Origin of the sequence: Micromonospora sp. CPCC 206171 (assembly GCF_036906755.1) — a bacterium.
Lineage (GTDB): Bacteria > Actinomycetota > Actinomycetes > Mycobacteriales > Micromonosporaceae > Micromonospora > Micromonospora purpureochromogenes.
In genome coordinates this window covers 1-23506 of sequence record NZ_JBAKHT010000010.1, presented here as the reverse complement: position 1 = coordinate 23506, position 23506 = coordinate 1, and the positions used below count along the sequence as shown (strand labels likewise).

Annotated in this window: 19 protein-coding genes and 1 pseudogene; 7 read left to right on the top strand and 13 right to left on the bottom strand. The window is 73.2% G+C overall.

The genetic code is table 11. The features are described 5' to 3' along the window. Window positions 1-13: 13 nt before the first annotated feature. The 6 genes from V6U89_RS14075 to V6U89_RS14050 form a co-directional block, all read right to left on the bottom strand. Entirely contained in the window at window positions 14-1330 is a 1317-nt protein-coding gene (locus tag V6U89_RS14075; protein ID WP_334571439.1) for an arginase family protein, read from the bottom strand. Window positions 1331-1395: 65 nt separating this feature from the next. Beyond that, complete coding sequence (locus V6U89_RS14070; protein WP_334571436.1) at window positions 1396-2322, bottom strand: tetratricopeptide repeat protein; 927 nt, start codon at window positions 2320-2322, stop codon at window positions 1396-1398. 201 nt (window positions 2323-2523) lie between these two features. Beyond that, the gene (locus V6U89_RS14065; protein WP_334571434.1) at window positions 2524-4212 is read right to left on the bottom strand and encodes an acyl-CoA mutase large subunit family protein; all 1689 of its coding nucleotides are present in this window, start codon (window positions 4210-4212) and stop codon (window positions 2524-2526) included. A 92-nt stretch (window positions 4213-4304) separates the two neighbouring features. Next, window positions 4305-4709, bottom strand: a complete 405-nt coding sequence (locus V6U89_RS14060; protein WP_334571433.1) for an Asp23/Gls24 family envelope stress response protein — start codon at window positions 4707-4709, stop codon at window positions 4305-4307. 83 nt (window positions 4710-4792) lie between these two features. Next, window positions 4793-5797 (bottom strand): methylmalonyl Co-A mutase-associated GTPase MeaB, encoded by a 1005-nt coding sequence (gene meaB, locus V6U89_RS14055; protein WP_334571431.1) that lies wholly within the window; start codon window positions 5795-5797, stop codon window positions 4793-4795. Window positions 5798-5852: 55 nt separating this feature from the next. Beyond that, the gene (locus V6U89_RS14050; RefSeq protein WP_334571430.1) at window positions 5853-7052 is read right to left on the bottom strand and encodes an acetyl-CoA C-acetyltransferase; all 1200 of its coding nucleotides are present in this window, start codon (window positions 7050-7052) and stop codon (window positions 5853-5855) included. A 62-nt stretch (window positions 7053-7114) separates the two neighbouring features. On the opposite strand from V6U89_RS14050, the gene mce reads away from it, so the two are divergent. From mce to V6U89_RS14025, 5 genes are all read left to right on the top strand, one after another. Beyond that, window positions 7115-7591, top strand: coding sequence for a methylmalonyl-CoA epimerase (gene mce / locus V6U89_RS14045; protein ID WP_210776218.1), 477 nt, complete (start codon window positions 7115-7117; stop codon window positions 7589-7591). A gap of 354 nt (window positions 7592-7945) precedes the next feature. Next, entirely contained in the window at window positions 7946-9301 is a 1356-nt protein-coding gene (gene ccrA / locus V6U89_RS14040) for a crotonyl-CoA carboxylase/reductase (protein WP_334571612.1), read from the top strand. Between the two features lie 279 nt (window positions 9302-9580). Next, entirely contained in the window at window positions 9581-10849 is a 1269-nt protein-coding gene (locus V6U89_RS14035; protein ID WP_334571427.1) for a cell division protein DivIVA, read from the top strand. A gap of 178 nt (window positions 10850-11027) precedes the next feature. Further along, window positions 11028-13124, top strand: coding sequence for a hypothetical protein (locus V6U89_RS14030; RefSeq protein WP_334571424.1), 2097 nt, complete (start codon window positions 11028-11030; stop codon window positions 13122-13124). Window positions 13125-13914: 790 nt separating this feature from the next. Further along, window positions 13915-15192: an AI-2E family transporter gene (locus V6U89_RS14025; RefSeq protein ID WP_442933922.1), complete on the top strand. Its 1278-nt coding sequence runs from the start codon at window positions 13915-13917 to the stop codon at window positions 15190-15192. Between the two features lie 3 nt (window positions 15193-15195). Here the strand turns inward: V6U89_RS14025 and V6U89_RS14020 are convergent, their stop codons facing one another. The 5 genes from V6U89_RS14020 to V6U89_RS14000 all read right to left on the bottom strand — a co-directional run bounded on the left by V6U89_RS14020 (window position 15196) and on the right by V6U89_RS14000 (window position 20117). Continuing rightward, on the bottom strand, window positions 15196-15996 hold the full coding sequence (locus V6U89_RS14020; RefSeq protein ID WP_334571423.1) for an alpha/beta hydrolase: 801 nt from the start codon (window positions 15994-15996) through the stop codon (window positions 15196-15198). Between the two features lie 66 nt (window positions 15997-16062). Continuing rightward, window positions 16063-16389 carry a hypothetical protein gene (locus tag V6U89_RS14015; RefSeq protein ID WP_442933921.1) on the bottom strand — a complete coding sequence of 109 codons (327 nt, stop codon included), beginning with the start codon at window positions 16387-16389 and terminating at the stop codon, window positions 16063-16065. A gap of 113 nt (window positions 16390-16502) precedes the next feature. Next, window positions 16503-18293 carry a 3-hydroxyacyl-CoA dehydrogenase family protein gene (locus V6U89_RS14010; RefSeq protein WP_334571422.1) on the bottom strand — a complete coding sequence of 597 codons (1791 nt, stop codon included), beginning with the start codon at window positions 18291-18293 and terminating at the stop codon, window positions 16503-16505. 120 nt (window positions 18294-18413) lie between these two features. Then, window positions 18414-19478, bottom strand: coding sequence for an alpha/beta hydrolase (locus tag V6U89_RS14005; protein WP_334571421.1), 1065 nt, complete (start codon window positions 19476-19478; stop codon window positions 18414-18416). Window positions 19479-19631: 153 nt separating this feature from the next. Next, window positions 19632-20117, bottom strand: coding sequence for an FHA domain-containing protein (locus V6U89_RS14000; RefSeq protein WP_334571420.1), 486 nt, complete (start codon window positions 20115-20117; stop codon window positions 19632-19634). A 251-nt stretch (window positions 20118-20368) separates the two neighbouring features. Here V6U89_RS14000 and V6U89_RS13995 point away from each other — a divergent pair, with 251 nt between their 5' ends. Further along, window positions 20369-21868: an aldehyde dehydrogenase family protein gene (locus V6U89_RS13995; RefSeq protein ID WP_154942296.1), complete on the top strand. Its 1500-nt coding sequence runs from the start codon at window positions 20369-20371 to the stop codon at window positions 21866-21868. 12 nt (window positions 21869-21880) lie between these two features. On the opposite strand, the gene nucS is transcribed toward V6U89_RS13995, so the two are convergent. Then, window positions 21881-22540, bottom strand: a complete 660-nt coding sequence (gene nucS, locus V6U89_RS13990; RefSeq protein ID WP_238448426.1) for an endonuclease NucS — start codon at window positions 22538-22540, stop codon at window positions 21881-21883. 71 nt (window positions 22541-22611) lie between these two features. On the opposite strand from nucS, the gene V6U89_RS13985 reads away from it, so the two are divergent. Beyond that, on the top strand, window positions 22612-23229 hold the full coding sequence (locus V6U89_RS13985) for a DUF4126 domain-containing protein (protein WP_334571418.1): 618 nt from the start codon (window positions 22612-22614) through the stop codon (window positions 23227-23229). A gap of 69 nt (window positions 23230-23298) precedes the next feature. Here V6U89_RS13985 and V6U89_RS13980 read toward each other — a convergent pair. After that, a pseudogene (locus tag V6U89_RS13980) lies at window positions 23299-23506 on the bottom strand (hypothetical protein); the annotation flags it as partial.

Below are 23506 nucleotides of genomic sequence, written 5' to 3'. Positions count from 1 at the left end.
TGCGGCGGGTCCGTCAGGCGATGCCGGCGGACGACGGCGACGTGCCGTCCTCCGAGGCCCCGTCCTCCTCGGCCCGGGGCACCCTCCGGAGCAGGCCGGGCCCGACGGCGGCGGGCGGGCCGACCGGCTCGACGGCCACCGGAGTCTCCACCTGTGCCGGCACGAGCAGCCCGGTCGCCGGGCCCGGTGCGGCGCCCGGCCCGACCTCGCCCTCGACGGTCCGGCCGGCGTCGACCCCGTCCACCGCCGGCTCGCCGGACCCGAGCGGCGTGATGCCGACCGGCGAGCCCTGCGCCAGGATCGGCCCGGCACCGCCGTTGGGCGGCGTGGCGGCACGGGCGAGGGCCCCGGGCCCGGTGGACCGGACGCGCTGCGGCGGCGGAGCAGCCGGCAGCAGCCGGGGCGGTACCGCCTCCGGCGCCGACACCGGAGCCAGGCCGGCCACGACGGTGTTGACGATCTCGGCCGCGTACGAGCCGTCCGGGTCGTAGTCGGGGTCGAAGACGGTCAGCTCGACGCCGAGGCAGTGCGGGGTGTCCACCAGCCCGGCGAGCAGGATCTCCAGTTCGGCGAAGGCGATCCCGCCCGGGTCGGGGGCGTCCACCGCCGGCATCACCGCCGGGTCGAGCACGTCCACGTCGATGTGCACCCAGTAGCCGGCGCAGTCGGCGAGCTGCTCGTGCGCCCACTGGGCGGTGCGGGCCGCGCCCTCGGCGCGTAGCGCCGGCACCGGCCGGGTGGTGATGCCGGCGGCCTGCAGGTCGAGGCGGTACTCGTCCTGCGCGCGGATGCCGAGCACCACCACGTCGATGTCGCGGAAGTAGGGGCGCCGCCCCTCGATGGCGGCCAGGTCGGCCTGCCCGCGCCCGGTCACCAGGGCCAGGTCCTCCCCCGCCGCCGCCCCCACGTACGAGGCGTTGCCGGGGTGCCGGAAGTCGGAGTGGCCGTCGACGAAGACCAGGCCGATCCGGCCACCGACGGCCTCGCCGAGCCGGTGCATGGCCAGCGCCGAGCCGAGCAGCACCGAGCAGTCGCCGCCGAGCACCAGCGGGAACTCGCCCCGGTCGATGATCGCGCCGATCCGGTCCGCCAGCGCCACCGAGTAGCCGGAGATCTCCCGGGCGTGGCAGACGCCGTCGCCGGGCCGCCAGTCGCCCGGGTCGTACCGGGGCGGGGTGAGGCAGCCGGCGTCGCGGGCCCGCAGCCGGGCGAGCAGGTCGTGGTCGCGCAGCGCGCCGGGCGCCTTGCCACAACCGGGGACGGAGGTGGACGTGGGTGGGCGCAGTCCCAGGTTTGTCGGCGCGTCGAGGACGGCGATCCGGCGCATCATGGGCTCCCGTCCTCGGTGGTCGGGCGGGCCGGCCGGAACGCCGGCCCGCGCTGGCGTGCTAGAACTCAGAACAGGGCGCTGGCCAGGGCCCGCCGGGCCGAGGCGACCGCGGGGTCGTCCGGGCCGGCGATGGTGAACAGCGAGACCAGGTGCTGGCGTACCTTCTCCCGGTCGTCGCCGGCCGTCCGCCGGACCAGGCTGACCAGCCGGGCGTACGCCTGCTCGGCCAGGCCGCTGAGCACCTCGATGTCGGCGGCGAGCAGCTGGGCCTCGACGTCGTCGGGGGCGGCCTGCGCGGCGGCGACCGCCGCCTGCGGGTCGACGCCGGCGACCCGCCGGGCCACCCCGACCTGGGCCAGGCCGGCCTCCGCCGCGGGGTCCGCCGGGGACTCGGCGAGGATCTTCTTGTACGCCCGCTCGGCGGCGTCCAGGTCGCCGCTCATCAGCGCGTCGTCGGCCTCGTCGAGGCGCGGGTCCTCCGGCTCGGCCACGGCCACGCCGCCGGCCTTGAGCACCGCCGCGATCCACTGGCGCAGCTGCGGCTCGGGGACGACGCCGGGGAACGCGTCGATCGGCCGGCCGCCGACGACCGCGTAGACGGTCGGGATCGCCTGGATCTGGAACATCTGGGCGATCCGGGGGTTCTCCTGGACGTCGACCCGGGCCAGCACCCACGCACCGGCATCCTCGGTCGCCAGCCGCTCCAGCACCGGCGCGAACTGGTCGCTCTCCGGGTAGCCGGCCGCGCCGAAGAAGACGACGACGGGTGTGGTCAGCGAACGTTCGAGCACCTCGGACTGGAGGGTCGCCTCCGTCACGTCGACCATGGCGAGGCCGCCGCCACCGGTGGCGGGGCCGCCCGGGAGACCGGCGGACGAGCCGGCCTGGGTCGGTGTGCTGGGGCGGGTGTTGGCCGGTGCGGTGCTGCGCAGCGCGCTGAGGTCGACCGCGCCGCGGGTGAAGATCGACGAGGTGATCCGTGGGTCGCTCATGGTTATCTAGTCTCGCACGTGTCCCGCGGAACTCAGATCAACCGCGACGGCGACAGTTGCAACTCTCACCCCTGCTCACCGCCCACCCGGCCGCTACCGCGACCGCCCTCCGCGAGCGCGCCCGCACGGGTGGCCGTTCGCACCTTTCGCGGTGCTTTCGGGCCACCGGCGAGGCACCGGTCGCGGAGGGCGGGGGCGGGGTCAGAAGCGGGCGGGTTCCCGGTAGACGCCCCACTCGGCGCGCAGCGCGTCGCAGATCTCGCCGAGGGTGGCCTCGGCGCGGACGGCGTCCAGCATGGCCGGGATCATGTTCTCGCCGGTGCGGCCGACCTCGACCATCCGGGCGACGGCGGCGGTGACGGCGGCGTCGTCCCGGGCGGCCTTGCGCTCGGCGAGCACCCGACGCTGCTCCAGCTCCACCTCGTGCGAGATGCGCAGGATCTCCAGCTCCTTGGCGACCGTGCCGGTGTGGCAGTTGACGCCGACGATCCGCTTGTCGCCCTTCTCCAGCGCCTGCTGGTAGACGAAGGCCGACTCGGCGATGTGGCCGGTGAACCAGCCGTCCTCGATGCCGCGCAGGATGCCGGAGGTCATCGGGCCGATCTGGTGCGGGCCCTCGCCACCGAGCTGCCGGATCCGGGCGAAGATCTCCTCCGCCTCGGCCTCGATCTTGTCGGTGAGCGCCTCGACGTACCAGGAGCCGCCGAGCGGGTCGGCGACGTTGACCACGCCGGTCTCCTCCATCAGCACCTGCTGGGTACGCAGGGCGATCTCGGCGGACTCGTCGGTGGGCAGGGCCAGGGTCTCGTCGAGGGCGTTGGTGTGCAGCGAGTTGGTCCCGCCGAGCACCGCGGCGAGCGCCTCCACGGCGGTCCGTACCACGTTGTTGACCGGCTGCTGCGCGGTCAGCGACACCCCGGCGGTCTGGGTGTGGAACCGCAGCCAGAGGGCCTTCTCGCTGGTCGCGCCGTAGACGTCGCGCAGCCAGCGGGCCCAGATCCGGCGGGCGGCGCGGAACTTGGCGATCTCCTCGAAGAAGTCGACGTGCGAGTCGAAGAAGAAGCTCAGGCCCGGGGCGAAGACGTTGACGTCCAGCCCGCGGCTCAGCCCCAGCTCGACGTAGCCGAACCCGTCGGCCAGGGTGTACGCCAACTCCTGCGCGGCGGTCGCTCCGGCCTCGCGGATGTGGTAGCCGGAGACCGAGAGGGGCTTGTACCGCGGGATCTCCCGGGCGCAGTACTCCATCAGGTCGCCGATCAGGCGCAGGTGCGGCTCGGGGTCGAAGAGCCACTCCTTCTGCGCGATGTACTCCTTGAAGATGTCCGTCTGCAGCGTCCCGTCCAGCTTGGACAGGTCGACGCCCTGCCGCTCGGCGGCGACCAGGTACATGCAGAAGACCGGCACGGCCGGGCCGGAGATGGTCATCGAGGTGGTGACGCCGGCCAGGTCGATGCCGTCGAAGAGCGTCTCCATGTCGGCGGCGGTGTCCACCGCGACGCCGCAGTGGCCGACCTCGCCGAGCGACTGCGGGTCGTCGGAGTCGCGCCCCATCAGGGTCGGCATGTCGAAGGCGACGGAGAGCCCGCCGCCGCCGGCGCCCAGGATCATCTTGTAGCGCTCGTTGGTCTGCTGGGCGTTGCCGAACCCGGCGAACTGCCGGATCGTCCAGGTGCGCCCCCGGTAGCCGGTCGGGTAGAGGCCCCGGGTGTACGGGAACTCGCCCGGCCAGCCGATCCGGTCGAAGCCCGGGTACGCGGCGCCCTCCGGCGGGCCGTAGACCGGGTCGACGGTCATCCCGGACAGCGTGGTGAAGTCGGCGTCCCGCTTTCGCGCGGCGTCGTAGCGGGCCTGCCAGCGTGCCCGTCCGGCTGCGATCTCGTCGGCGTTCATCCGCGGGGCTCCTCCTCGAGTCCTCGACTGAACACCGAGTGTAGAACGGAGTCCTGAACGATCGCTAAGGAAGTCCGTACCGGTCGGTAACCTCATCCGGCCGGGGCGTCGAGCGCGACGTCGTCCACCCGAATGTTGATCTCGTCGGCGCGCAGCCCGTACGCCTCGACCGCCGTCGTCACCGCCGCCCGTACCGCGTCGGTCACCTGCGGCACCGGGTGCCCGGCGGAGATCACCAGCACCAGGTTGACCACGGCCGCACCGTCGGTCACGTGCGCCGAGCAGCCCCGCCGCGCGTCGCCGACCTGGTCCAGGCCGACCCGGTCGAGCACGGCGTTGAAGAACCGGGCGACGTCGCCACCGAGCTCGGCCACCCCGGGCACGGACCGGGCCGCGACCACCGCGATCTTCTCCACCACCTCGTCGGAGACGTGCGTCGTCCCGCCCGCCACCGCGTCCGGAGTCACCGACAGCTCCTGCGTCGCCTCGTCAGCCATGGTCTACCCGCCCACTCGTCCAGCCCCACGCTCGCCATGTGGCGGTGCGAGCGTACTAGGCGGGCGGGTCCGCAGTGGACCGGTCAGGAGCCGAGCTGGGCCAGCAGCTCGTCCGCGGCGGCGTACGGGTCGAGCGCGCCCTCGGCCACCTTGGCGGCGAGCGTCGACAGCTCCGTACCGTCGCGCAGTGAACCGATCCGGGCGCGGAGCGCGCCGAGCGCGATCGCCTCGATCTCGGCGGCGGCCCGCGTCTCCCGGCGGCGGCGCAGCTCGTCGTGCCGCTCCAGCCAGCCGCGGTGCTTGTCGATGGCGGCGGCGATGTCGTCGATCCCCTCGCCGCGCGCGGCGATCGCCCGGACCACCTGCGGACGCCACTCGCCGGGCCCACGCTCGCCGAGGGCGATCATGCCCTGGATGTCGCGGACCGTCGCGTCGGCGCCGTCCCGATCGGCCTTGTTGACCACGAAGACGTCGGCGATCTCCAGGATGCCGGCCTTGACCGCCTGGATCGCGTCGCCCATGCCGGGGGCCAGCAGGACCAGGGTGGTGTCGGCGAGCGAGGCCACCTCGACCTCGGCCTGGCCGACGCCGACGGTCTCCACCAGCACCACGTCGCAGCCGGCGCCCTCCAGCACCCGCACCGCCTGGGGGGTGGCCGCGGACAGCCCGCCGAGGTGGCCGCGGCTGGACATCGAGCGGATGTAGACCCCGGGGTCGGTGGCGTGGTCCTGCATCCGGACCCGGTCGCCGAGGATCGCGCCGCCGGTGAACGGGCTGGACGGGTCGATCGCCAGCACCCCGACCCGGTGACCCCGCGCCCGCAGCGCGCGCACCAGCTCGTTGGTGGTGGTCGACTTGCCCACCCCGGGCGAGCCGGTCAGGCCCACCACCTGGGCCTGACCGGCGTACGGCGCGAGGGCCGCCGCCACCTGCGGCAGCACCTCGTCACCGGACTCGACCAGGGTGATCAGCCGGGCCACCGCGCGGGGGTCACCCGCGCGGGCCCGCTCCACCAGCATCGGTACGTCCCGGCTGCGGCGCACCGGCCCGGTGGCCGTCGCCGGGACGTGATCGACGGCGTCGCTCACTGTGGTCCCTTTGTTCACGGCTGCGAAGCTCGCAGCACCGACTCGCTCCGCGCGCTCACTGCTGGCTCTCGGCCCCAGCCGGCACGTGGATGATCAGCGCGTCACCCTGACCGCCACCGCCGCAGAGCGCGGCCGCGCCGGTGCCGCCGCCCCGGCGCTTGAGCTCCAGCGCGAGGGTGAGCACCAGCCGGGCGCCGGACATGCCGATCGGGTGGCCCAGCGCGATCGCGCCGCCGTTGACGTTGACCTTGTCCGGGCTGACCCCGAGGTCGCGGGCCGACTGGATGCCGACCTGGGCGAACGCCTCGTTGATCTCGATCAGGTCCAGGTCGGAGACGCTCAGACCGCCCTTCTTGAGGGCGTGCTGGATGGCGTTGGACGGCTGCGAGTGCAGCGAGTTGTCCGGCCCCGCGACGTTGCCGTGCGCGCCGATCTCGGCCAGCCAGGTCAGCCCCAGCTCCTTGGCCTTGGCCTTGCTCATCACGACCACGGCGGCGGCGCCGTCGGAGATCGGCGAGGAGCTGCCGGCGGTGATGGTGCCGTCCTTGGTGAACGCCGGGCGCAGCTTCGCCAGCGACTCGGCCGTGGTGTCGGGACGAATGCCCTCGTCCTCGCTGATCACCAGCGGCTCGCCCTTGCGCTGCGGGATGACCACCGGGGTGATCTCGTCGGCGAAGTGGCCGTTCTTCTGCGCGGCGGCGGCCCGCTGGTGGCTGCTCGCGGCGAACGCGTCCTGCTCCTCGCGGGTGATGCCGTGCCGCACGCCGTGCTTCTCGGTGGACTCGCCCATCGCGCAGCAGTCCCAGGCGTCGGTCAGCCCGTCGAGCGCCATGTGGTCCTTGATCGTGACGTCGCCGTACTTGTAGCCGGAGCGCTGGCCGAGCAGCAGGTGCGGGGCGTTGGTCATCGACTCCATGCCGCCGGCCACCACGATGTCGAACTCGCCGGCCCGGATGAGCTGGTCGGCCAGAGCGATCGCGTCCAGACCGGAGAGGCAGACCTTGTTGATGGTCAGCGCCGGTACGGACATCGGGATGCCGGCCTCGACCGCCGCCTGCCGGGCCGGGATCTGCCCGGCGCCGGCCTGGAGCACCTGCCCCATGATCACGTACTGCACCTGGTCCGGAGCGACGCCGGCGCGCTCCAACGCCGCCTTGATCGCGACGCCGCCGAGCTTCGTCGCCGGGAGATCCTTGAGGTTGCCCAGCAGGCGCCCCATGGGGGTCCGCGCGCCGCTGATGATCACCGAAGCCATTGCCTGCCTCCGAGGGGGTGCCGACCTGTACGCCTTAACGATTGTTCGGTCAGACTAGCGCCATGGCTGAGAACTCCCCCGTCGAGCCCGCTGCCGACTATGTCACAGACATCGGCCTGCGCCGCATCGACCACGTCGGGGTCGCGGTCGCCGACCTCGACGCCGCGATCGACTTCTACCAGCGCACCTTCGGCATGCGGTGCGTGCACGTCGAGACCAACACCGAGCAGGGCGTACGCGAGGCGATGCTGGCCGTCGGCCCGACCACCGAGGGCGGCTGCGTGCAGCTGCTCGCCCCGCTGACCCCGGAGTCGACCATCGCCAAGTTCCTGGACCGCAACGGGCCGGGTGTGCAACAGGTGGCGTACACGGTGGTCGACATCGACGCCGCCTGCGCCGCGCTGCGCGAGCGGGGCGTACGGCTGCTCTACGAGAAGCCGAAGCGCGGCACCGCCGACTCCCGGATCAACTTCGTGCACCCCAAGGACGCCGGTGGCGTCCTGGTCGAGCTGGTCGAGCCGGCCGCCGACGCCCACTGACCGTCGCCCGCCCGTTCCGCAGTGCCGTTCGCGGCATGTCGCGGTGTCCCCGTCGCCGGACACCGCGACATGCCGCGAACGGTGCCGGCGGACCCCGCCGGCCGGCCCCGGGGAACAGGGCCAAGCGCGGGGGTGCGCGGTACGGGTGCGGCGCGGACACCTCTACGCATCGGCCAATGCACTTTTTCACACAGGACTTCCGGCCCTAGCTACCGTTCAGTAACGTCCCGGCCCAACAAGGAGCGCGACCGGTGCCGGATGTGTCGATTGCCGACATGGCGGTCGGTCGCACCGGCGCCGACGATGGCAGCACCCCTGCCCCCCGGCGTGGGTGCGGACGAACGGGAGGTCACCGTGCAGGACATCCTCGAAGCGATCATGGCGGCGGAAGGCTCCGACCGACCGGAGCGCGAACTCGCCGGTCTCGCCGGACTGCCGGTACCGGAGACCTACCGCGGCGTGGTCGTCCGGGCCGAGGACACCCGGATGTTCGACGGGATGGCCACCCGCGACAAGGACCCGCGCAAGGCCCTGCACCTGCAGGAGGTGCCCACCCCGGAGCTCGGCCCGGGCGAGGCCCTGGTCGCGGTGATGGCCAGCGCCATCAACTACAACACGGTCTGGACCAGCATCTTCGAGCCGCTGCCGACCTTCAAGTTCCTTCAGCGCTACGGCCGGCTCTCCGAGCTGACCCGCCGGCACGACCTGCCGTACCACGTGGTGGGTTCGGACGCGGCGGGCGTGGTGCTGCGCACCGGTCCCGGCGTGACCAAGTGGAAGGCCGGCGACGAGGTCGTCGCGCACTGCCTCTCGGTGGAGCTGGAGGACGCCGCCGGCCACGACGACACCATGCTCGACCCGCAGCAGCGGATCTGGGGCTTCGAGACCAACTTCGGCGGCCTGGCCGAGCTGTGCGTGGTCAAGGCCAACCAGCTGATGCCCAAGCCGCGCCACCTGAGCTGGGAGGAGGCGGCCAGCCCCGGGCTGGTCAACTCGACCGCGTACCGGCAGCTGGTCTCGCACCACGGCGCCAACATGAAGCAGGGCGACGTGGTGCTGATCTGGGGCGCCTCCGGCGGCCTGGGCGGCTACGCCACCCAGATGGCGCTCAACGGCGGCGCGATCCCGGTCTGCGTGGTCTCCTCGCCGGAGAAGGCCGAGCTGTGCCGGAAGATGGGCGCCGAGCTGGTGATCGACCGCACCGCCGAGGGCTTCCGCTTCTGGAAGGACGAGCAGACCCAGGACCAGGACGAGTGGCGCCGCTTCGGCGAGCGGATCCGCGAGCTGACCGGCGGCGAGGACCCGGACATCGTCTTCGAGCACCCCGGCCGGGAGACCTTCGGCGCCAGCGTCTACGTCGCCAAGAAGGGTGGCACCATCGTCACCTGCGCCTCCACCAGCGGCTACCTGCACCAGTACGACAACCGTTACCTGTGGATGCACCTCAAGCGGATCGTCGGCAGCCACTTCGCCAACTACCGCGAGGCGTGGGAGGCGAACCGGCTGGTGGCCCTCGGCCTGATCCACCCGACGGTGTCGCGGACCTACCCGCTGGAGCAGACCGGGCAGGCCGCGTACGAGGTGCACCGCAACGCCCACCAGGGCAAGGTCGGCGTGCGCTGCCTCGCCCCCACCGACGGGCTGGGCGTCCGGGACACCGAGCTGCGCTCCCGGCACGAGGACGCGATCAACCGGTTCCGCGGCCACTGAGCCGTCCGGGTGATGCCGGCATGCCCATTGCGGTGAGGCCGCCATTGCCTTTCCACATGGGCGGCGCACCCCCATTCGAGTGACGACGGACAAAGGGCCGCGGGCATCCCCCGCGGCCCTTTTCCCGCTCACTCGGCGTGACCTCGGCCTGCCCGGGACCTGCCAAGATCGCCGATTGGTCCGGTGTCCGCCGAGTACGGAAGTTGACCATGTAATGAGGACACGAAAGCTCGGGACCGCTCTTGCGAACGACCCCGGGGGGTCTGCGAGTATGTCCCAATGCCCCAGCAGCAGTCCTCCCCTCTCGCGTTCTTCGATAACGCGAACTCGCAGCCAGATTTCACCGTCGGCCTGCGCGGATACAACACCCACCAGGTCGATGACTTCATCGGCCGGATGACCGCCGCGCTGACCCAGTCCGAGCAGGCCCGCGCCGAGGCCGAGCAGCGGATGAACGACGCCCAGCGTCGGCTCCGCCAGGCCGAGCAGCGCCAGAGCGCGCTCGAGCAGAAGCTCACCGACACCAGCAAGCAGCTCGAGGAGAACAGCCGGCCGACCCTCTCCGGCCTGGGCACTCGCGTCGAGCAGATCCTGCGGTTGGCCGAGGAGCAGGCCAACGACCACCGCAACGAGGCCAAGCGCGAGTCGGAGGGCATCCTCTCCGCGGCCCGCCTGGAGGCCCGGGAGATCACCGACAAGGCGCGCGCCGAGGCCGCGGCGATGAAGGCCACCGCCGAGCGGGAGGCCGGCAACGTCCGCACCGCCGCCGAGCGCGAGGCCGCCGAGGTCCGCGTGCAGGCCCGCCGCGAGGCCGACACCCTGCGCGCCGACGCCGACCGGGAGACCAAGCAGCTGCGTACGGTCACCGCGCACGAGGTGGCCGAGCTGAAGTCCACGGTCGAGCGTGAGGTCGCCACCCTGCGCGCCACCGCCGAGCGGGAGATCACCCAGCAGCGGGCCAAGGCCGCACGCGAGGCCGAGGAGAAGCGGGCCGAGGCGACCAAGCTGCTCACCGACGCCCGCGACAAGCGGGACAAGGACCTGCAGGCCCTGGAGCTCCAGCTGGCCGAGCGCCGCGAGAAGGCCGAGCGCGAGGAGTCCGAGCGGCACGCCGCGCAGGTCGCGCAGACCCAGAAGCTGGTCGGCGAGGCCGAGCAGCGGGCCCGCGCCGCGCAGGAGCGCGCCAAGGAGATCGAGCAGCGCGCCGAGGCCCGCCGGGTCGAGTCGGAGCGCACCGCCAACGAGACCGTCGACAAGGCCAAGGCGCTGGCCGAGAAGACCCTCAACGAGGCCAAGGCCGAGTCGAAGCGGCTGCTCACCGAGGCACGCACCGAGGCGGAGCTGACCACCCAGGCGGCCCGCCGCGAGGTCGAGGACCTCACCCGTCAGAAGGACGCCGTCACCTCCCAGCTCGGCCAGATGCTCTCCGGCCTGGCCGGCATCGTGCCGGGTGTGCCGGCGCAGCAGCCGGCCGCCGCGCCGGCGAAGCCGGAGGCCCCCAAGGCCGCCGGCACCGAGCAGCGGGCGACCGCGGAGACGGCCAGCTGACCCACCGCACCGTCGGGGCATGAGTTCACGGCGCGGGGTGACACCGGGTGACCGGTGACACCCCGCGCCGTATGCGTTTCCCAACCCCTGATACGGCCGGTACGGCCGTGGTGAAGTAGGTCGCAACAGGGGCGTCCGTATCGCCCCAGCAGGACCGGATGCGTGTGAGGATGGGGGCATGTCGCACGGCGAGGAACTGTTCGCTCTCGGCGGGGACGTGACCACGGAGCCCAGCTTCGAGTCCGCCCTGCGGGGGTACGAGAAACGACAGGTCGACCGGTACGTCGCTCGTGCGGAGCACGAGATCGCGACCCTGACGGCCGAGCGGGAACAGGCGTACACCCAGATCCACAAGCTGGCCGGGCAGGTCGAGCATCTCCAGCGGGACCTGGCCCAGGTGCGCAAGCAGATCGGCGTGGTGGACCGCGCCTCGTTCAAGCACCTGGGGCCCCGGGTCGAGCAGATCCTCGCCCTCGCCGAGGAGCAGGCGGACGCCATCCTGAGCGCCGCCAACGATGAGATCGAGGCCCGTCGCGCCGCCGCCGAGCACATCATCGACGAGGCCCGCGAGCAAGCCGCCCAGGCACTCAAGGACTTCGAGATCGCGTTGGCGGCGCGGCGCGCCGAGGAGGAGCGGCACACCGCCGCCCGCAAGGCCGAGGCGACGGCCGCGCTCAAGAGCGCCAAGGAGGACGCGGCCCGGCTGCGGGCCACGGCCCAGGACGAGTCGAATCGGCTGCGCGCCACCGCCCAGGACGAGTCGACCCGGCTCCGCGCCGCCGCCCAGGAGGCGCTGACGAAGGCGCAGCAGGAGGCAACCCAGCTCCGCGACACGGCCAAGGAGATCCACAGCCGGGCCCAGCAGGAGGCCACCAAGCTGCGCGAGACGGCCAAGGAGGCGCTGGCGAAGGCGCAGAAGGAGGCCACCGAGCTGCGCGAGGCGGCCAAGGAGGTGCACGCCAAGGCCCAGCAGGAGGCCAAGCGGCTCACCGAGTCGGCGGCCGAGGCCGGGCGGGCCACCCACGCCAAGGCCCTCCAGGAGGCGAAGCGGATCACCGACGACGCCGAGGAGGCCGCGAAGGGCACCCGAGGTCGGGCCCGGCAGGAGGCGCACCGGCTGACCACGGAGGCCGCCGAGACGGCCAAGCGCAACCGCGCCGAGACCGAGGCGTACGTGCAGCGGATGCGCAGCGAGACCGAGGCGTACGTGCAGCACGCCCGCGCTCAGACGCAGCAGGAGCTGGGCGCCTGGCGGGCGGGCGTGGAGAAGGAGGTCAACGGCCGGCGGGAGGCCGCCGACCGGGAGCTGGCCCAGCGCCGCGCCGCCATCGAGCAGGAGTACGCCAAGCGCCGCGACGAGCTGGAGAAGCAGCACAAGACCCGCCACGACCAGTTGGAGCGGGAGTGGACGGCGCGCCGCGACGAGATCGAGCAGGGCGCCGCCGAGGTCCGTCGGTCCGCCGAGGTCGACGCGCTCACCATGCGTCGCCGGGCTGAGGAGGAGGCCACCACGCTGCTCCAACGGGCCGAGACGGACGCGGCCGACAAGCGCCGCAAGGCCGACGAGCACGTCGCGGCGTCCCGCCGGCAGTTCGAGGAGTACGCCGCCACCACCCAGCAGCACCTGGCCACCACCCAGCAGCACCTGGCCGCGACGCAGCAGGAGGCGGCGGCGGGCCGGCAGCAGCTCGCCCAGGTGATGCTGGAGATCGCGCAGGCCCAGCAGCAGCTCGCCGACCTGCGCCAGGAGACCTGGCAGGCGCGGCAGGAGTCCGACGAGCTCCAGCGGCAGATCACCGAGCTCCAGCTCCGGAAGGTCACCGGGACGGCGGCCGTACCGACGACGGACGGTGCCGCTCCGGCGCTCGCCGGCGTCACCCCGAGCACCGACGGCGGGAAGCCCACCGCCGACGGCGCCAAGCCCAAGGCCGACGCCGTGAAGGCCATCGCCGACGGTGCCCGGGTCTCCGGCGACGGCGCGAGGACCGCGTCGGACACGGACGGGGCCCGGCCGAACGCGCAGCCGGCCGCCGGCACGGACGGGACGAAGCCCAAGGCCCGCCCGGCGGCCGAGCCGGTGACCACCGTGGACGGTGGCACGGCCAGCGCCGGTGTCGACGGGGAGCCGACGGTGGCCGCGGTGCCCGGCACGGGCGGCCGCGAGGCCACCCCGACCAAGATCACCAGCACCGGCGAGAACGGCAAGCGGCCGACCAAGCCGACCACCGACGAGCGCGGCGCCAAGCCGAGCAAGGTCACCGCCGAGTCGGAGTGAGCGAGGCCGTTCCGGCGGCGGCGAGCGCCGGAACGGCCGCCCGGCCGCGCGGTGATCCGGCCGCCCGTGTCGCCACCGGGCCGGACCGGATCGCCCTCCGCCGCCGCGGTCCTGAGCCTGTCCCGGTCGTGAACTGCCTCGACGTGGCCCACGACGGTCCCGAGGCACCGCCGACCCAGCCCCCGCCAGGGTCTCGAACCCACAATCGTGCCGGCGGCGCCACGTCTCCAACCCACCACCGTCCCGGCGCCGCCGCGGTCGCGACGCATGACAGTCCCGACCCACGACGGCCCGCAACCGGTGCGGTCTCGGACCCACAACCGTCTGGGCGCCGCCACGGTCGCGACGCACGACGGTCCCTACCCACGACGGTCCCCAACCGCTGCCGCGCCGACCCCCGCCAGCGTCCTGGCGACCGGGCCCCGACGACACCCCTGCGCCGCACGCTTGCTCTGCTGCGGTCCCGGCAACAGCGGAGCGCTCCCAGTGTCGCCGGTTGGGCAGCAGAGCACAGGAGCCGAGGGGACCGTCGGGGTGCCGGCGCGGTGCGACCCTCCAGGTGACGGACCGCGGTCGGCAGGCAGCCGGCGCGGGCGGACCCAGGCGGAAGACCGTCCAGCCGACGGGGCGTGACTGGTCCGGCAGAGCTGGACGGCGGCCGGACATCGCGGGCAGGGCTGGCTCGGGCACCTGCCGGCCACTACCCTCCGGGCAGGGAGCCGGCCCGGGGCTCGGGCCGGGACGGTCCGACGGGTCCGGTACCGCCGGGGCACGATCCGGGGAGGTCGGGGTGGGACAGGACGAACCGGTGGCGGGCGAATTTCGGGACGACGCCGGCAGGCGACCCACCACGCCCGGCGGGAGACGCTCCCCGCGCGACGGCGAGCACCCGGCGACCGACGCCGACCCGACGGACTTCGAGCCTGCCGGGGAACGGCTTGCGGCCGGCGCGGACGCGACCACGTCCACCGAAACCGACCCGACCGAATTCGAGCCGGCCGCTCCGGTGGCGACCCCCTCGGGGCGCTACGGCCAGCCGGGGCGGCCGCTGCGGCGGAGCAGCTTCCTGGTGGGCTTCACCGGGGCGCTCGGCGTGCTGCTGGCGTACACGCTCTATCTGGGCGTTCGCAACGCCGGCGGCATCCTCGTCCTGGTGGTCATCGCGCTCTTCCTGGCGGTCGGGCTCAACCCGGCGGTGGTCCGGCTGCGCGCCTGGGGAGTGCCGCACGGTCTCGCGGTGGCGACGGTGGTGCTCACCCTGGTGCTGCTGATCGCCGGCGGCCTGGTGGCGCTCGTGCCGCCGGTGGTGACGCAGACCGGGGAGTTCGTCGACCAGATCCCCAGCTACATCGAGGAGTTGCGGCGCAGCCAGACGGTCAACGACCTGGTGGAACGGTACGACGTGATGGAGCGCGTGCAGTCGGCGGCGAACGCCGACACCGTGGGCCGGGCGCTCGGCGGTGTGCTGGGCGGCGCCCAGCTCATCTTCGGCACCCTGCTCCGGGCGCTGACCGTGCTGGTGCTGACCATCTACTTCCTGGCCTACTTCGACAAGCTGCGCGCCCTGGCGTACGCGCTGGTCCCCCGCTCGCGGCGGCAGCGGGTCAGCCTGATCGGCGACGCGATCCTGACCAAGGTCGGGGCGTACATGGTGGGCGCGCTGAGCATCGCCGTGCTGGCCGGCGTGAGCACCTTCGTCTTCGCGCTGGCCGTCGGGCTGCCGTACCCGTTCGCGCTGGCCGTGGTGGTCGCGGTGACCGACCTGATCCCGCAGATCGGCGCCACCCTCGGCGCGGTGATCGTCGCCCTGGTCGGGTTCGCCACCGGGCTGCCGACGGGGATCGCCTGCGTGGCCTTCTTCCTGATCTACCAGCAGGTGGAGAACTACCTGATCTACCCGAAGGTGATGCGGCGGTCGGTGGAGGTCAACGAGGTGGCCGCCCTGCTCGCCGCGCTGCTGGGGGTGGCGCTGATCGGCGTGGTCGGCGCGCTGATCGCCATCCCGACCGTGGCGGCGCTCCAGCTCATCCTGCGCGAGGTGGTGCTGCCCCGGCAGGAGGCCCGCTGATCCTCAGTCCCGCGCCGGGCCCGGGACGGGCGTGTCGGCGAAGGAGGCCACCGTGCGGTCGGCGTACGCGCTGACGTCGCCGGTCTCCATCGGGCCGTCCCAGGTGGTGGGCAGCGGCAGCGGCACGGCCGGATTGACCCGCCGGACGATCTCGTCCAGCACCGTCTCGGCGTCGCCCACCCAGAGGTGCTTCGCGCCGGGCACCCCGACCACCTCGGCCTGCGGCACCGCCGCGAAGCGCTCGCGCGCCTCGTCCGGCCGCAGGTAGTCGTCGAACTCGGGCACCAGCGCGGTGAGCGGGGTGCCCGACTTCGCCCACACCGCGAGATCCGCCGGCTCGGAGAAACGCAGCGGCGGGGAGAGCAGGATGGCGCCGGCCACCGCCGGGTCGCAGCCGTGCTTCAGGGCCAGGTCGGTGCCGAACGACCAGCCCACCAGCCAGATGTTCGGCAGCTCGTGGAACTCGGCGTACTCGATCGCGGCGGCGACGTCGTAGCGCTCCCCCACCGCGGCGTCGAAGGCGCCCTCGCTGGTGCCGCGGACGCTGCTGGTGCCCCGGGTGTTGAACCGGAGCACGGCCAGGTCGGCCAGGGCCGGCAGCCGCCAGGCCGCCTTGCGGAAGACGTGGCTGTCCATCATCCCGCCGTGGGTGGGCAGCGGGTGCAGGCAGACCAGGGTGGCCACCGGCTCCCGGTCGACCGGCCGGGCCAGCTCACCGACCAGGCGCAGGCCGTCGGCGGTGTGCAGCTCGATGTCCTCCCGGTGGCCGGGCAGGATCGACGACGCGCGGATCGGTGTGCTCACCGCTCAAGTCTGGCGCGAGTTCACCGCCGCCGCCCGCCCGGGCGGAAACAGGGTGATCCAGGTCGCTCAGCGGTACTTCGGCGCGCTGCGCCCGCGCTGGATCGCCGGGCCGCGCCGGTCCCGAGCCCGCCAGCAGCCGCTGTGCCAGTGCCGGCGGTCGGTGAGGTCGCCCGTCCCGTCGGCCGGCCAGGCCACCAGGTGCGCCACCCCGGGGCGGATCTCCTGGTCGCAGCCGGGGCAGCGGTACGTCTTGGTGGACGCCCCGCCGCCGATCCCGCGTACCTGCCACTCGCCGTCGCGCCACTGCTGCACCGCGGCGACGCCCTGGCGGACGCGGTCGGGCTCCAGGTGGGCGGCGTCGTCCCGGCGGGGACGATTGCGACGGGGGCTCACCTACCCAAGGTTACGGTCAGTCTCCGCCGATCGGCTCGCCAAGGTCATCGGCCACCGGGACGCCGTCGAAGATCACACCCTCAGGACACCGTCACGGCGACGTGTCGGCCGGGTCAGCGACGGGTGTGGTCGCGGAAGCCCCGGCCGCTCTTGCGACCCAGGTAACCGGCGGTGACCAGGTGCTCCAGCAGCGGCGCGGGGGCGAAGCCCGGCTCGCGCAGCTCCAGGTAGAGCTCCCGCTGGATGGCCAGCGAGACGTCCAGCCCGACCACGTCGAGCAGCTCGAACGGGCCCATCGGGTAGCCGCAGCCGAGCTTCATCGCGTAGTCGATGTCGTCGGCGGTGGAGTAGCTGGCCTCCAGCATCTTCACCGCGTCGTTCAGGTACGGGAAGAGCAGCGCGTTGACGATGAACCCGGAGCGGTCACCGCAGACCACGCCGGTCTTGCCCAGCGTCGCGCAGACCGCCTTGGCGGTGGCGGTGGTCTCCGCCGAGGTGCGGATGGTCTGCACCACCTCGACCAGCGGCATGATCGGCGCCGGGTTGAAGAAGTGCAGGCCCACCACGTCGGCCGGGCGCTGGGTGGCCATCGCCACGTCGATCACCGGCAGCGAGGAAGTGGTGGTGGCGAGCACGACGCCCGGCTTGCAGATCTCGTCGAGGCTGGCGAAGAGGGCCTTCTTGACGCTCAGCTCCTCGACCACGGCCTCGACCACCAGGTCGACGTCGGCCAGGTGCTCCAGCGTGGCGGACCAGTTGATCCGGCCCAGCGCCGCGTCCCGGTCGGCCTCGCTGAGCTTGCCCCGCACCACGCCCTTGTTGAGCGAGGTCTTGACGGACTCGAAGACCTTGGCGGACTTCTCCGCGCCCCGGGTGACCGAGACGACCTCGTAGCCGGCCTTGGCGAAGACCTCGATGATGCCGGTGGCCATCGTCCCGGAACCGACCACGCCGACCTTGGCGATCGCCCGGGCGCCGTCGGCGAGTGCCGACTCCGACGCCACCGGCGTCTGCTCGTCGGGTACGACCACCGGCGAGCCCGGCCGCTCGTAGGTGTAGAAGCCCCGGCCGGACTTGCGGCCGAGCAGACCCGCGGTGACCATCTGCTTGATCAGCGGCACCGGGGCGTGCCGGCGGTCGCGACCGCCCCGCCGGTACATGGTGTCCAGGATCTCGTACGCGGTGTCCAGGCCGATCAGGTCCATCAGCGCGAGCGGACCCATCGGCAGGCCGCAGCCGAGCTTCATGGCGGCGTCGATGTCCTCGCGGGTGGCGTACCGCGACTCGAACATGCTGACGGCGTGGTTGAGGTAGCCGAAGAGCAGCGCGTTGGCGATGAAGCCGGCCCGGTCGCTGATGGTGACGTCGACCTTGCCGAGCCGCTCGCAGAGCGCCTCGACGTCGGCGACCACGTCGGCGGAGGTGACCACCGTGCGGACCACCTCGACCAGCTTCATCACCGGGGCGGGGTTGAAGAAGTGGATGCCGATCACCTGGTTGGGCCGGGTGGTGGCGACCGAGATCTCGGTGACGCTCAGCGACGAGGTGTTGGTGGCCAGGATGGCCTCGGGCTTGCAGACCCGGTCCAGCTCGGCGAAGATCCGCTGCTTCAGATCCAGGTGTTCGGGGACGGCCTCGATCACCAGGTCCACCGAGTGAAGCGCGTCCAGCCCGACCTGGAAGGTCACCCGGGACAGCAGGGCGTCCCGGTCGGCCTCGGCGAGCTTGCCCTTGGCGACGGCCCGGTCGGTGGAGCCGGTGAGGGTGACCCGGCCGCGCTCCAGGGCGGCCGCGGAGATCTCCACCGCGACGACGTCGATGCCGTTGCGGGCGAACACCTCGACGATGCCGGCACCCATGGTGCCCAGACCCACCACACCCACACTGGTGAACTCGCGCGCCACGACCGGCCTCCCCTGGTTGCTCCGCACCCCGCCGACTTGAACGGCGACTAAGGTTATGCGCCGGAGTCTGCCACGCGACGCTGCGTTGTCGAGACGCCGTGGGATATTTCACGCACCGGGTCAGTTCGTCGCCGGCACCCCCGTCAGCGCCAGCAGTTCGGCCACGAACTCCGCCGGCCGTTCCACGTGCGGGCTGTGCCCGCAGCCGGGAAGCACCACCTCCCGGTACGTGCCGCCGGTCGCGGCGTACCGCTCCAGCACCGCCCGGGTCTGCCCGACCATCGGCTGCGGCGGGCACGCCTGCTCCCCCGGCCAGCCCGGCACCATCCCCAGCGAACCCAGGTACGCCAGGTCGAACAGCGAGGTGTCCGAGACGATCACGTCGGCGTCGCCGCGTACCCAGGCGACGGGCGGCTTGACCTCGACGGCGACCAGTTCGTCGGCGAGCCGGAAGTAAGCCGGGGCGAGCGCGTTGAGCACGCCGCGCGACCCGGGCGCGGTGCCCGGCCAGTGCGGCGAGGTGCCGGCCGTGCCGGGGTAGTTGTCCTCGCCGGTGGCGGTGCTGAGCAGGCTGTCCAGCAGCAGCTCCTCGTCCTCGCCCAGCGAGGCCGGGTCGGCGACGTAGGTCGTCCGCAGCACGCTGCGTGGGCTGGTCGGGGCGTCCGCGCTCCGGTCGCCGGCGGCGAGCCTGGCCACGAAGTCCGGGTTCACCGAGCCGGCGCCGGTGCCGGCGAAGTCGGGCGTGGTCGGGGTGCCGTCGAGGTCGCGGGTGCCACCGAAGCCGTAGGGCGAGACCGGGGCCTCCAGCAGCAGGGCCGCCACCCGGTCCGGGTGGTCGACCAGCAGCCGCATCCCCACCCCGCCACCGAGGGAGTGCCCGACCACCACCGGGCGCGCGCCGGCGGCGAAGAGACCCGGCTCGTCGAGCAGGGCGGCCACGTCGTCGGCGAAGTCGGCCAGTCCCCGGGTCGCGTCCACCGGGGCGGTCTCGGTGTCGCCGTACCCGCGCAGGTCGGGCGCGACCACCCGGAGCGTCCCGGGCAGCCGGCGGACCAGCGGCTCCCAGAACGCCGAGGAGGAGCCGTTGCCGTGCACCAGCAGGACCGGCACGCCGTCCGGCGGTCCGGCCACCCGTACCCGCTGGGTGATGCCGTTCGCGGTGACGGTCCGCTGCGCGATCTCCATCCGCGGCATGCTGCCACGGCGGCGTCCCCCGGTCCATGGGCCGGCCGCCCACGATCCTTCGCTGCCGGATGTGCCGGACGCACGCGGACCCGACCCGCTCGCCCCGGTGCAGGGCTTTCGCCGACCCGGCGCACCGCCGAGCGGTGGTAGCGGTCAGGCCCCGCCGTCGGTCCCGGCCGCCGACGCGACCGGTGCGCCGCCGGCGGGCCAGGCGTCGGTGGGTGCGGTAGCAGGGTTGGCCAGCGGCAGCGGCAGGGTCGGCCGGTGGTCCCGGCGGACCGGGCCCCCGCCGGCGAAGCGCAGCCCCACCGGGTCGGTGGTGGCCAGGCCCGGGTCGAAGAAGCGCAGTTCGGTACGGCCGAGCCGGACCAGGTCACCGTCGCAGAGCTGCTCCGGGCCGGTGATCCGCCGGTCGTTCAGCCAGGTGCCGTTGGTGGAGCCGAGGTCCACCAGGACGGCCCCGGCGTCGGTCAGCCGCACCTCCGCGTGCCGCCGGCTCAGGTGCGCGTCGGTCACCACGATGTCAGCGGTCGGCGCGCGGCCGATCACCTGCGGCCGCATGCTCAGCCGGAAGCTGGCCCCGCGCATCGCCCCGCCCGCCACCGTCAACAGCGGTATCAGTTCCGGATGGTCCTCCATGGACTGTCAGCTCCCCACCCAGTGTCGCCCCCGCGTCAGCGTGCCAGTTCCCCCCGCCCACCTCACCACCCGCGGGGACACCTGCGCGACCCCGGCCGGACAACTACCGTCAACCGGTCGGGCGGCGAGCGGACGGCGCGGCGGAGGCGGCGACGGTCGGCGGCGCGCGGCACGGCCGGTCCGCGACGGGCGGCCGAGGACGGCTCCGGCCACCCCTACCGGTGGGTAATCTCCGGGTCTAGACTTCCGCCATGACGGCTGTCCATGTCCCCGGCACCCCGGTCATCGAGGGCGATCGGCTGGTCTCGACGAGCCCCGCGACGGGCGCCGAAGCCGGCCGCTTCCCCGTGGCCACCCCCGACGACGTCGCCCGCGCGGTCGAGCGGGCCCGGGCCGCCGGCGAGTGGTGGGCCGGTCTGGGCTTCACCGGGCGCCGGGAGCGGCTGCTGCGCTGGCGCGGCCTGCTCGCCCGGCGGATCGAGGAGCTGGCGGAGCTGGTCCACGTCGAGGGCGGCAAGCCGGTCGCCGACGCCATCGTCGAGATCCTCACCGCGATCGAGCACATCGACTGGGCCGCCCGCAACGCCCGCCGGGTGCTGGGGCCGCGCCGGGTCCGCTCGCGGCTGATCCTGGCCGAGTTCTCCGGGCACCTCGAATACCAGCCGTACGGGGTGGTCGGGGTGATCGGCCCGTGGAACTATCCGGTCTTCACCCCGATCGGCTCCACCGCGTACGCCCTCGCCGCCGGCAACGCCGTCGTGCTCAAGCCCAGTGAGTACACCCCCGCCGTCGGGCAGTGGCTGGTGGACGCCTTCGCCGAGGTGGTGCCGGAGCAGCCGGTGCTGACCGCGGTGCACGGTCTCGGCGACGTCGGCGCGGCGCTGTGCCGCTCGGGCGTGGGCAAGCTGGCCTTCACCGGCTCGACCGCCACCGCCAAGAAGGTGATGGCGGCCTGCGCCGAGTCGCTGACCCCGGTGCTGCTGGAGGCCGGCGGCAAGGACGCGATGATCGTGGACGCCGACGCCGACCTGGACGCGGCGGCCGAGGCGTGCGTCTGGGGCGCGCTGACCAACGCGGGCCAGACCTGCATCGGCATCGAGCGGGTCTACGCCGTCGAACCGGTCTACGACGCCTTCGTCGACAAGGTGGTCGCCCGCGCCGGCCGGCTGACCGTGGGCGCGGAGGGCGCCGACATCGGCCCGATCACCATGCCCAGCCAGCTCGACGTGATCCGGCGGCACATCGACGACGCCGTCGCCGCCGGCGGCCGCGCCGTGCTGGGCGGGCCGGGCGCGGTCCAGCCGCCGTACGTGCACCCGACGGTGCTGGTGGACGTCCCCGAGACCTCGGCCGCCGTCCGCGAGGAGACCTTCGGCCCGACGCTGACGATCAGCCGGGTGAGCGACGCCGACGAGGCCGTACGCCGGGCCAACGCGCTGTCGTACGGCCTGGGGGGTTCGGTCTTCGGTCGCAAGCGCGCCGTGGCGATCGCCCGGCGGCTGCGCTCGGGCATGGCCTCGGTCAACTCGGCGCTCACCTTCGCCGGCATGTCCACGCTGCCGTTCGGCGGGGTGGGTGACTCCGGCTTCGGGCGGATCCACGGCGAGGACGGGCTGCGCGAGTTCGGCCGGGCCAAGTCGATCACCCGGCGGCGGGCCCGGTCGCTGCTGCCGTCGATGACCTTCGAGCGGACCCCCGCCGACGTGGCGCGCCTGGTCAAGGCCGCCAAGGTGATGTACGGCCGGCGCTGAGCGGGCGGTGGGTCAGAAGAGGGTCAGCTCGTCGCGCTCGATGCCGCGCAGCTTGTCGTAGTCGACCACCACGCACCGGATCCCCCGGTCGGTGGCGAGCACGCGGGCCTGCGGCTTGATCTCCTGCGCGGCGAAGACGCCGGCGACCGGGGCGAGCAGCGGGTCGCGGTTCATCAGCTCCAGGTAGCGGGTGAGCTGCTCCACGCCGTCGATCTCGCCGCGCCGCTTCACCTCGACGGCCACCGCGCCGGAGTTGGCGTCCCGGCAGAGCAGGTCGACCGGGCCGATGGCGGTCATGTACTCGCGCCGGACCAGGGTGAAGCCCTCGCCGAGGGTCTCCGGGTTGGCGGCGAGCAACTCCTGCAGGTGCGCCTCGACGCCGTCCTTGCGCAGGCCCGGGTCGACACCCAGCTCGTACGAGGTGTCCTGGAAGATCTCCTCCAGGGTGATCCGCAGCTCCTCGCCGGCCTTGTTGACCACCCGCCAGACGCCCGGAGCCTCCTCGAGCCGGCAGGGCGGGCTCATCCAGTTCAGCGGCTTGTACGCCCGGTCGTCGGCGTGGATCGACACAGAGCCGTCCGCCTTGACCATCAGCAGCCGCGTGGCCAGCGGCAGATGTGCCGAGAGCCGTCCGACGTAGTCCACCGAGCACTTCGCAATCACCAGCCGCACCCGACGAGGGTAGCCGAGGACCCGGCCGTAGCCACCGAGCGGACCTGGCGCGCCGGTGCGATGCTGATTTCGTGTTCGAAGTTCTCACGGGTACCGGTCTCGCGGCGTCGGCCGGCCTGAACGCCTACATCCCTCTGATCATCATGGGGTTGCTCGCCCGCTACACCGACCTGATCGACCTGCCGAGCGGCTGGCAGTGGCTGGGCAACGGCTGGGTCGTGCTGATCCTGGCGGTGCTGCTCGCCGTCGAGGTCGTCGCCGACAAGGTCCCGGTGGTCGACCACGTCAACGATCTCGTGCAGACCGTCGTCCGCCCGACCGCCGGCGGCCTGGCGTTCGGTGCCGGCGCCAGCTCGGAGACCGTGACGGTCAGCGACCCCGGGAGCTTCTTCTCGTCCCACCAGTGGGTGCCGGTGGTGAGCGGTGTCGTCATCGCGCTCGGCGTGCACCTGCTGAAGTCGGCCGCCCGGCCGGTCGTCAACGCCACCACCGCGGGCTTCGGCGCGCCGGTGGCCAGCACCGCCGAGGACGCGACCAGCGTGGTCATGTCCCTGGTGGCGATCGTCCTGCCGGTGCTGGTGCTGGCCTTCCTGCTGGGGCTGGTGGCCTTCCTCTTCTGGTTCCTGCGCCGCCGCTCCGACCGCCGCCGGGAACGCCAGGCGGCCCGCGCCGCCGGCTTCCGCGTCTGACCCCGGGCGGATATGCCGCTGGCCGGCACCCCGGGTTCGGGGTGCCGGCCAGCGTGTCGTTCAGGTGGGTCAGTTGTTCCAGTGCTTGGCGACGAGGTCGGCGGCCTGCTGCTCCCACTGGGCGTAGTGGTCCGGGTAGGCCGAGACCTGCACGGTCTGGGCGGCCTTGGTCAGCGGCATGTCCTGCCAGCCGTCGACCTGCTTGAGGCCCTTGAGGAACGCCTTGGTCGAGTACTCGGGGTCGGTGATCTGCTCGACCGTGCCCCAACCCGAGGAC

Excerpts from the sequence above, each read along its gene's own strand:
- V6U89_RS14075 (WP_334571439.1), bottom strand. The coding sequence starts at position 1,330 with ATGATGCGCCGGATCGCCGTCCTCGACGCGCCGACAAACCTGGGACTG.
- V6U89_RS14070 (WP_334571436.1), bottom strand. The coding sequence starts at position 2,322 with ATGAGCGACCCACGGATCACCTCGTCGATCTTCACCCGCGGCGCGGTC.
- V6U89_RS14065 (WP_334571434.1), bottom strand. The coding sequence starts at position 4,212 with ATGAACGCCGACGAGATCGCAGCCGGACGGGCACGCTGGCAGGCCCGC.
- V6U89_RS14060 (WP_334571433.1), bottom strand. The coding sequence starts at position 4,709 with ATGGCTGACGAGGCGACGCAGGAGCTGTCGGTGACTCCGGACGCGGTG.
- V6U89_RS14050 (WP_334571430.1), bottom strand. The coding sequence starts at position 7,052 with ATGGCTTCGGTGATCATCAGCGGCGCGCGGACCCCCATGGGGCGCCTG.
- mce (WP_210776218.1), top strand. The coding sequence starts at position 7,115 with ATGGCTGAGAACTCCCCCGTCGAGCCCGCTGCCGACTATGTCACAGAC.
- V6U89_RS14035 (WP_334571427.1), top strand. The coding sequence starts at position 9,581 with ATGCCCCAGCAGCAGTCCTCCCCTCTCGCGTTCTTCGATAACGCGAAC.
- V6U89_RS14030 (WP_334571424.1), top strand. The coding sequence starts at position 11,028 with ATGTCGCACGGCGAGGAACTGTTCGCTCTCGGCGGGGACGTGACCACG.
- V6U89_RS14005 (WP_334571421.1), bottom strand. The coding sequence starts at position 19,478 with ATGGAGATCGCGCAGCGGACCGTCACCGCGAACGGCATCACCCAGCGG.
- V6U89_RS14000 (WP_334571420.1), bottom strand. The coding sequence starts at position 20,117 with ATGGAGGACCATCCGGAACTGATACCGCTGTTGACGGTGGCGGGCGGG.
- V6U89_RS13995 (WP_154942296.1), top strand. The coding sequence starts at position 20,369 with ATGACGGCTGTCCATGTCCCCGGCACCCCGGTCATCGAGGGCGATCGG.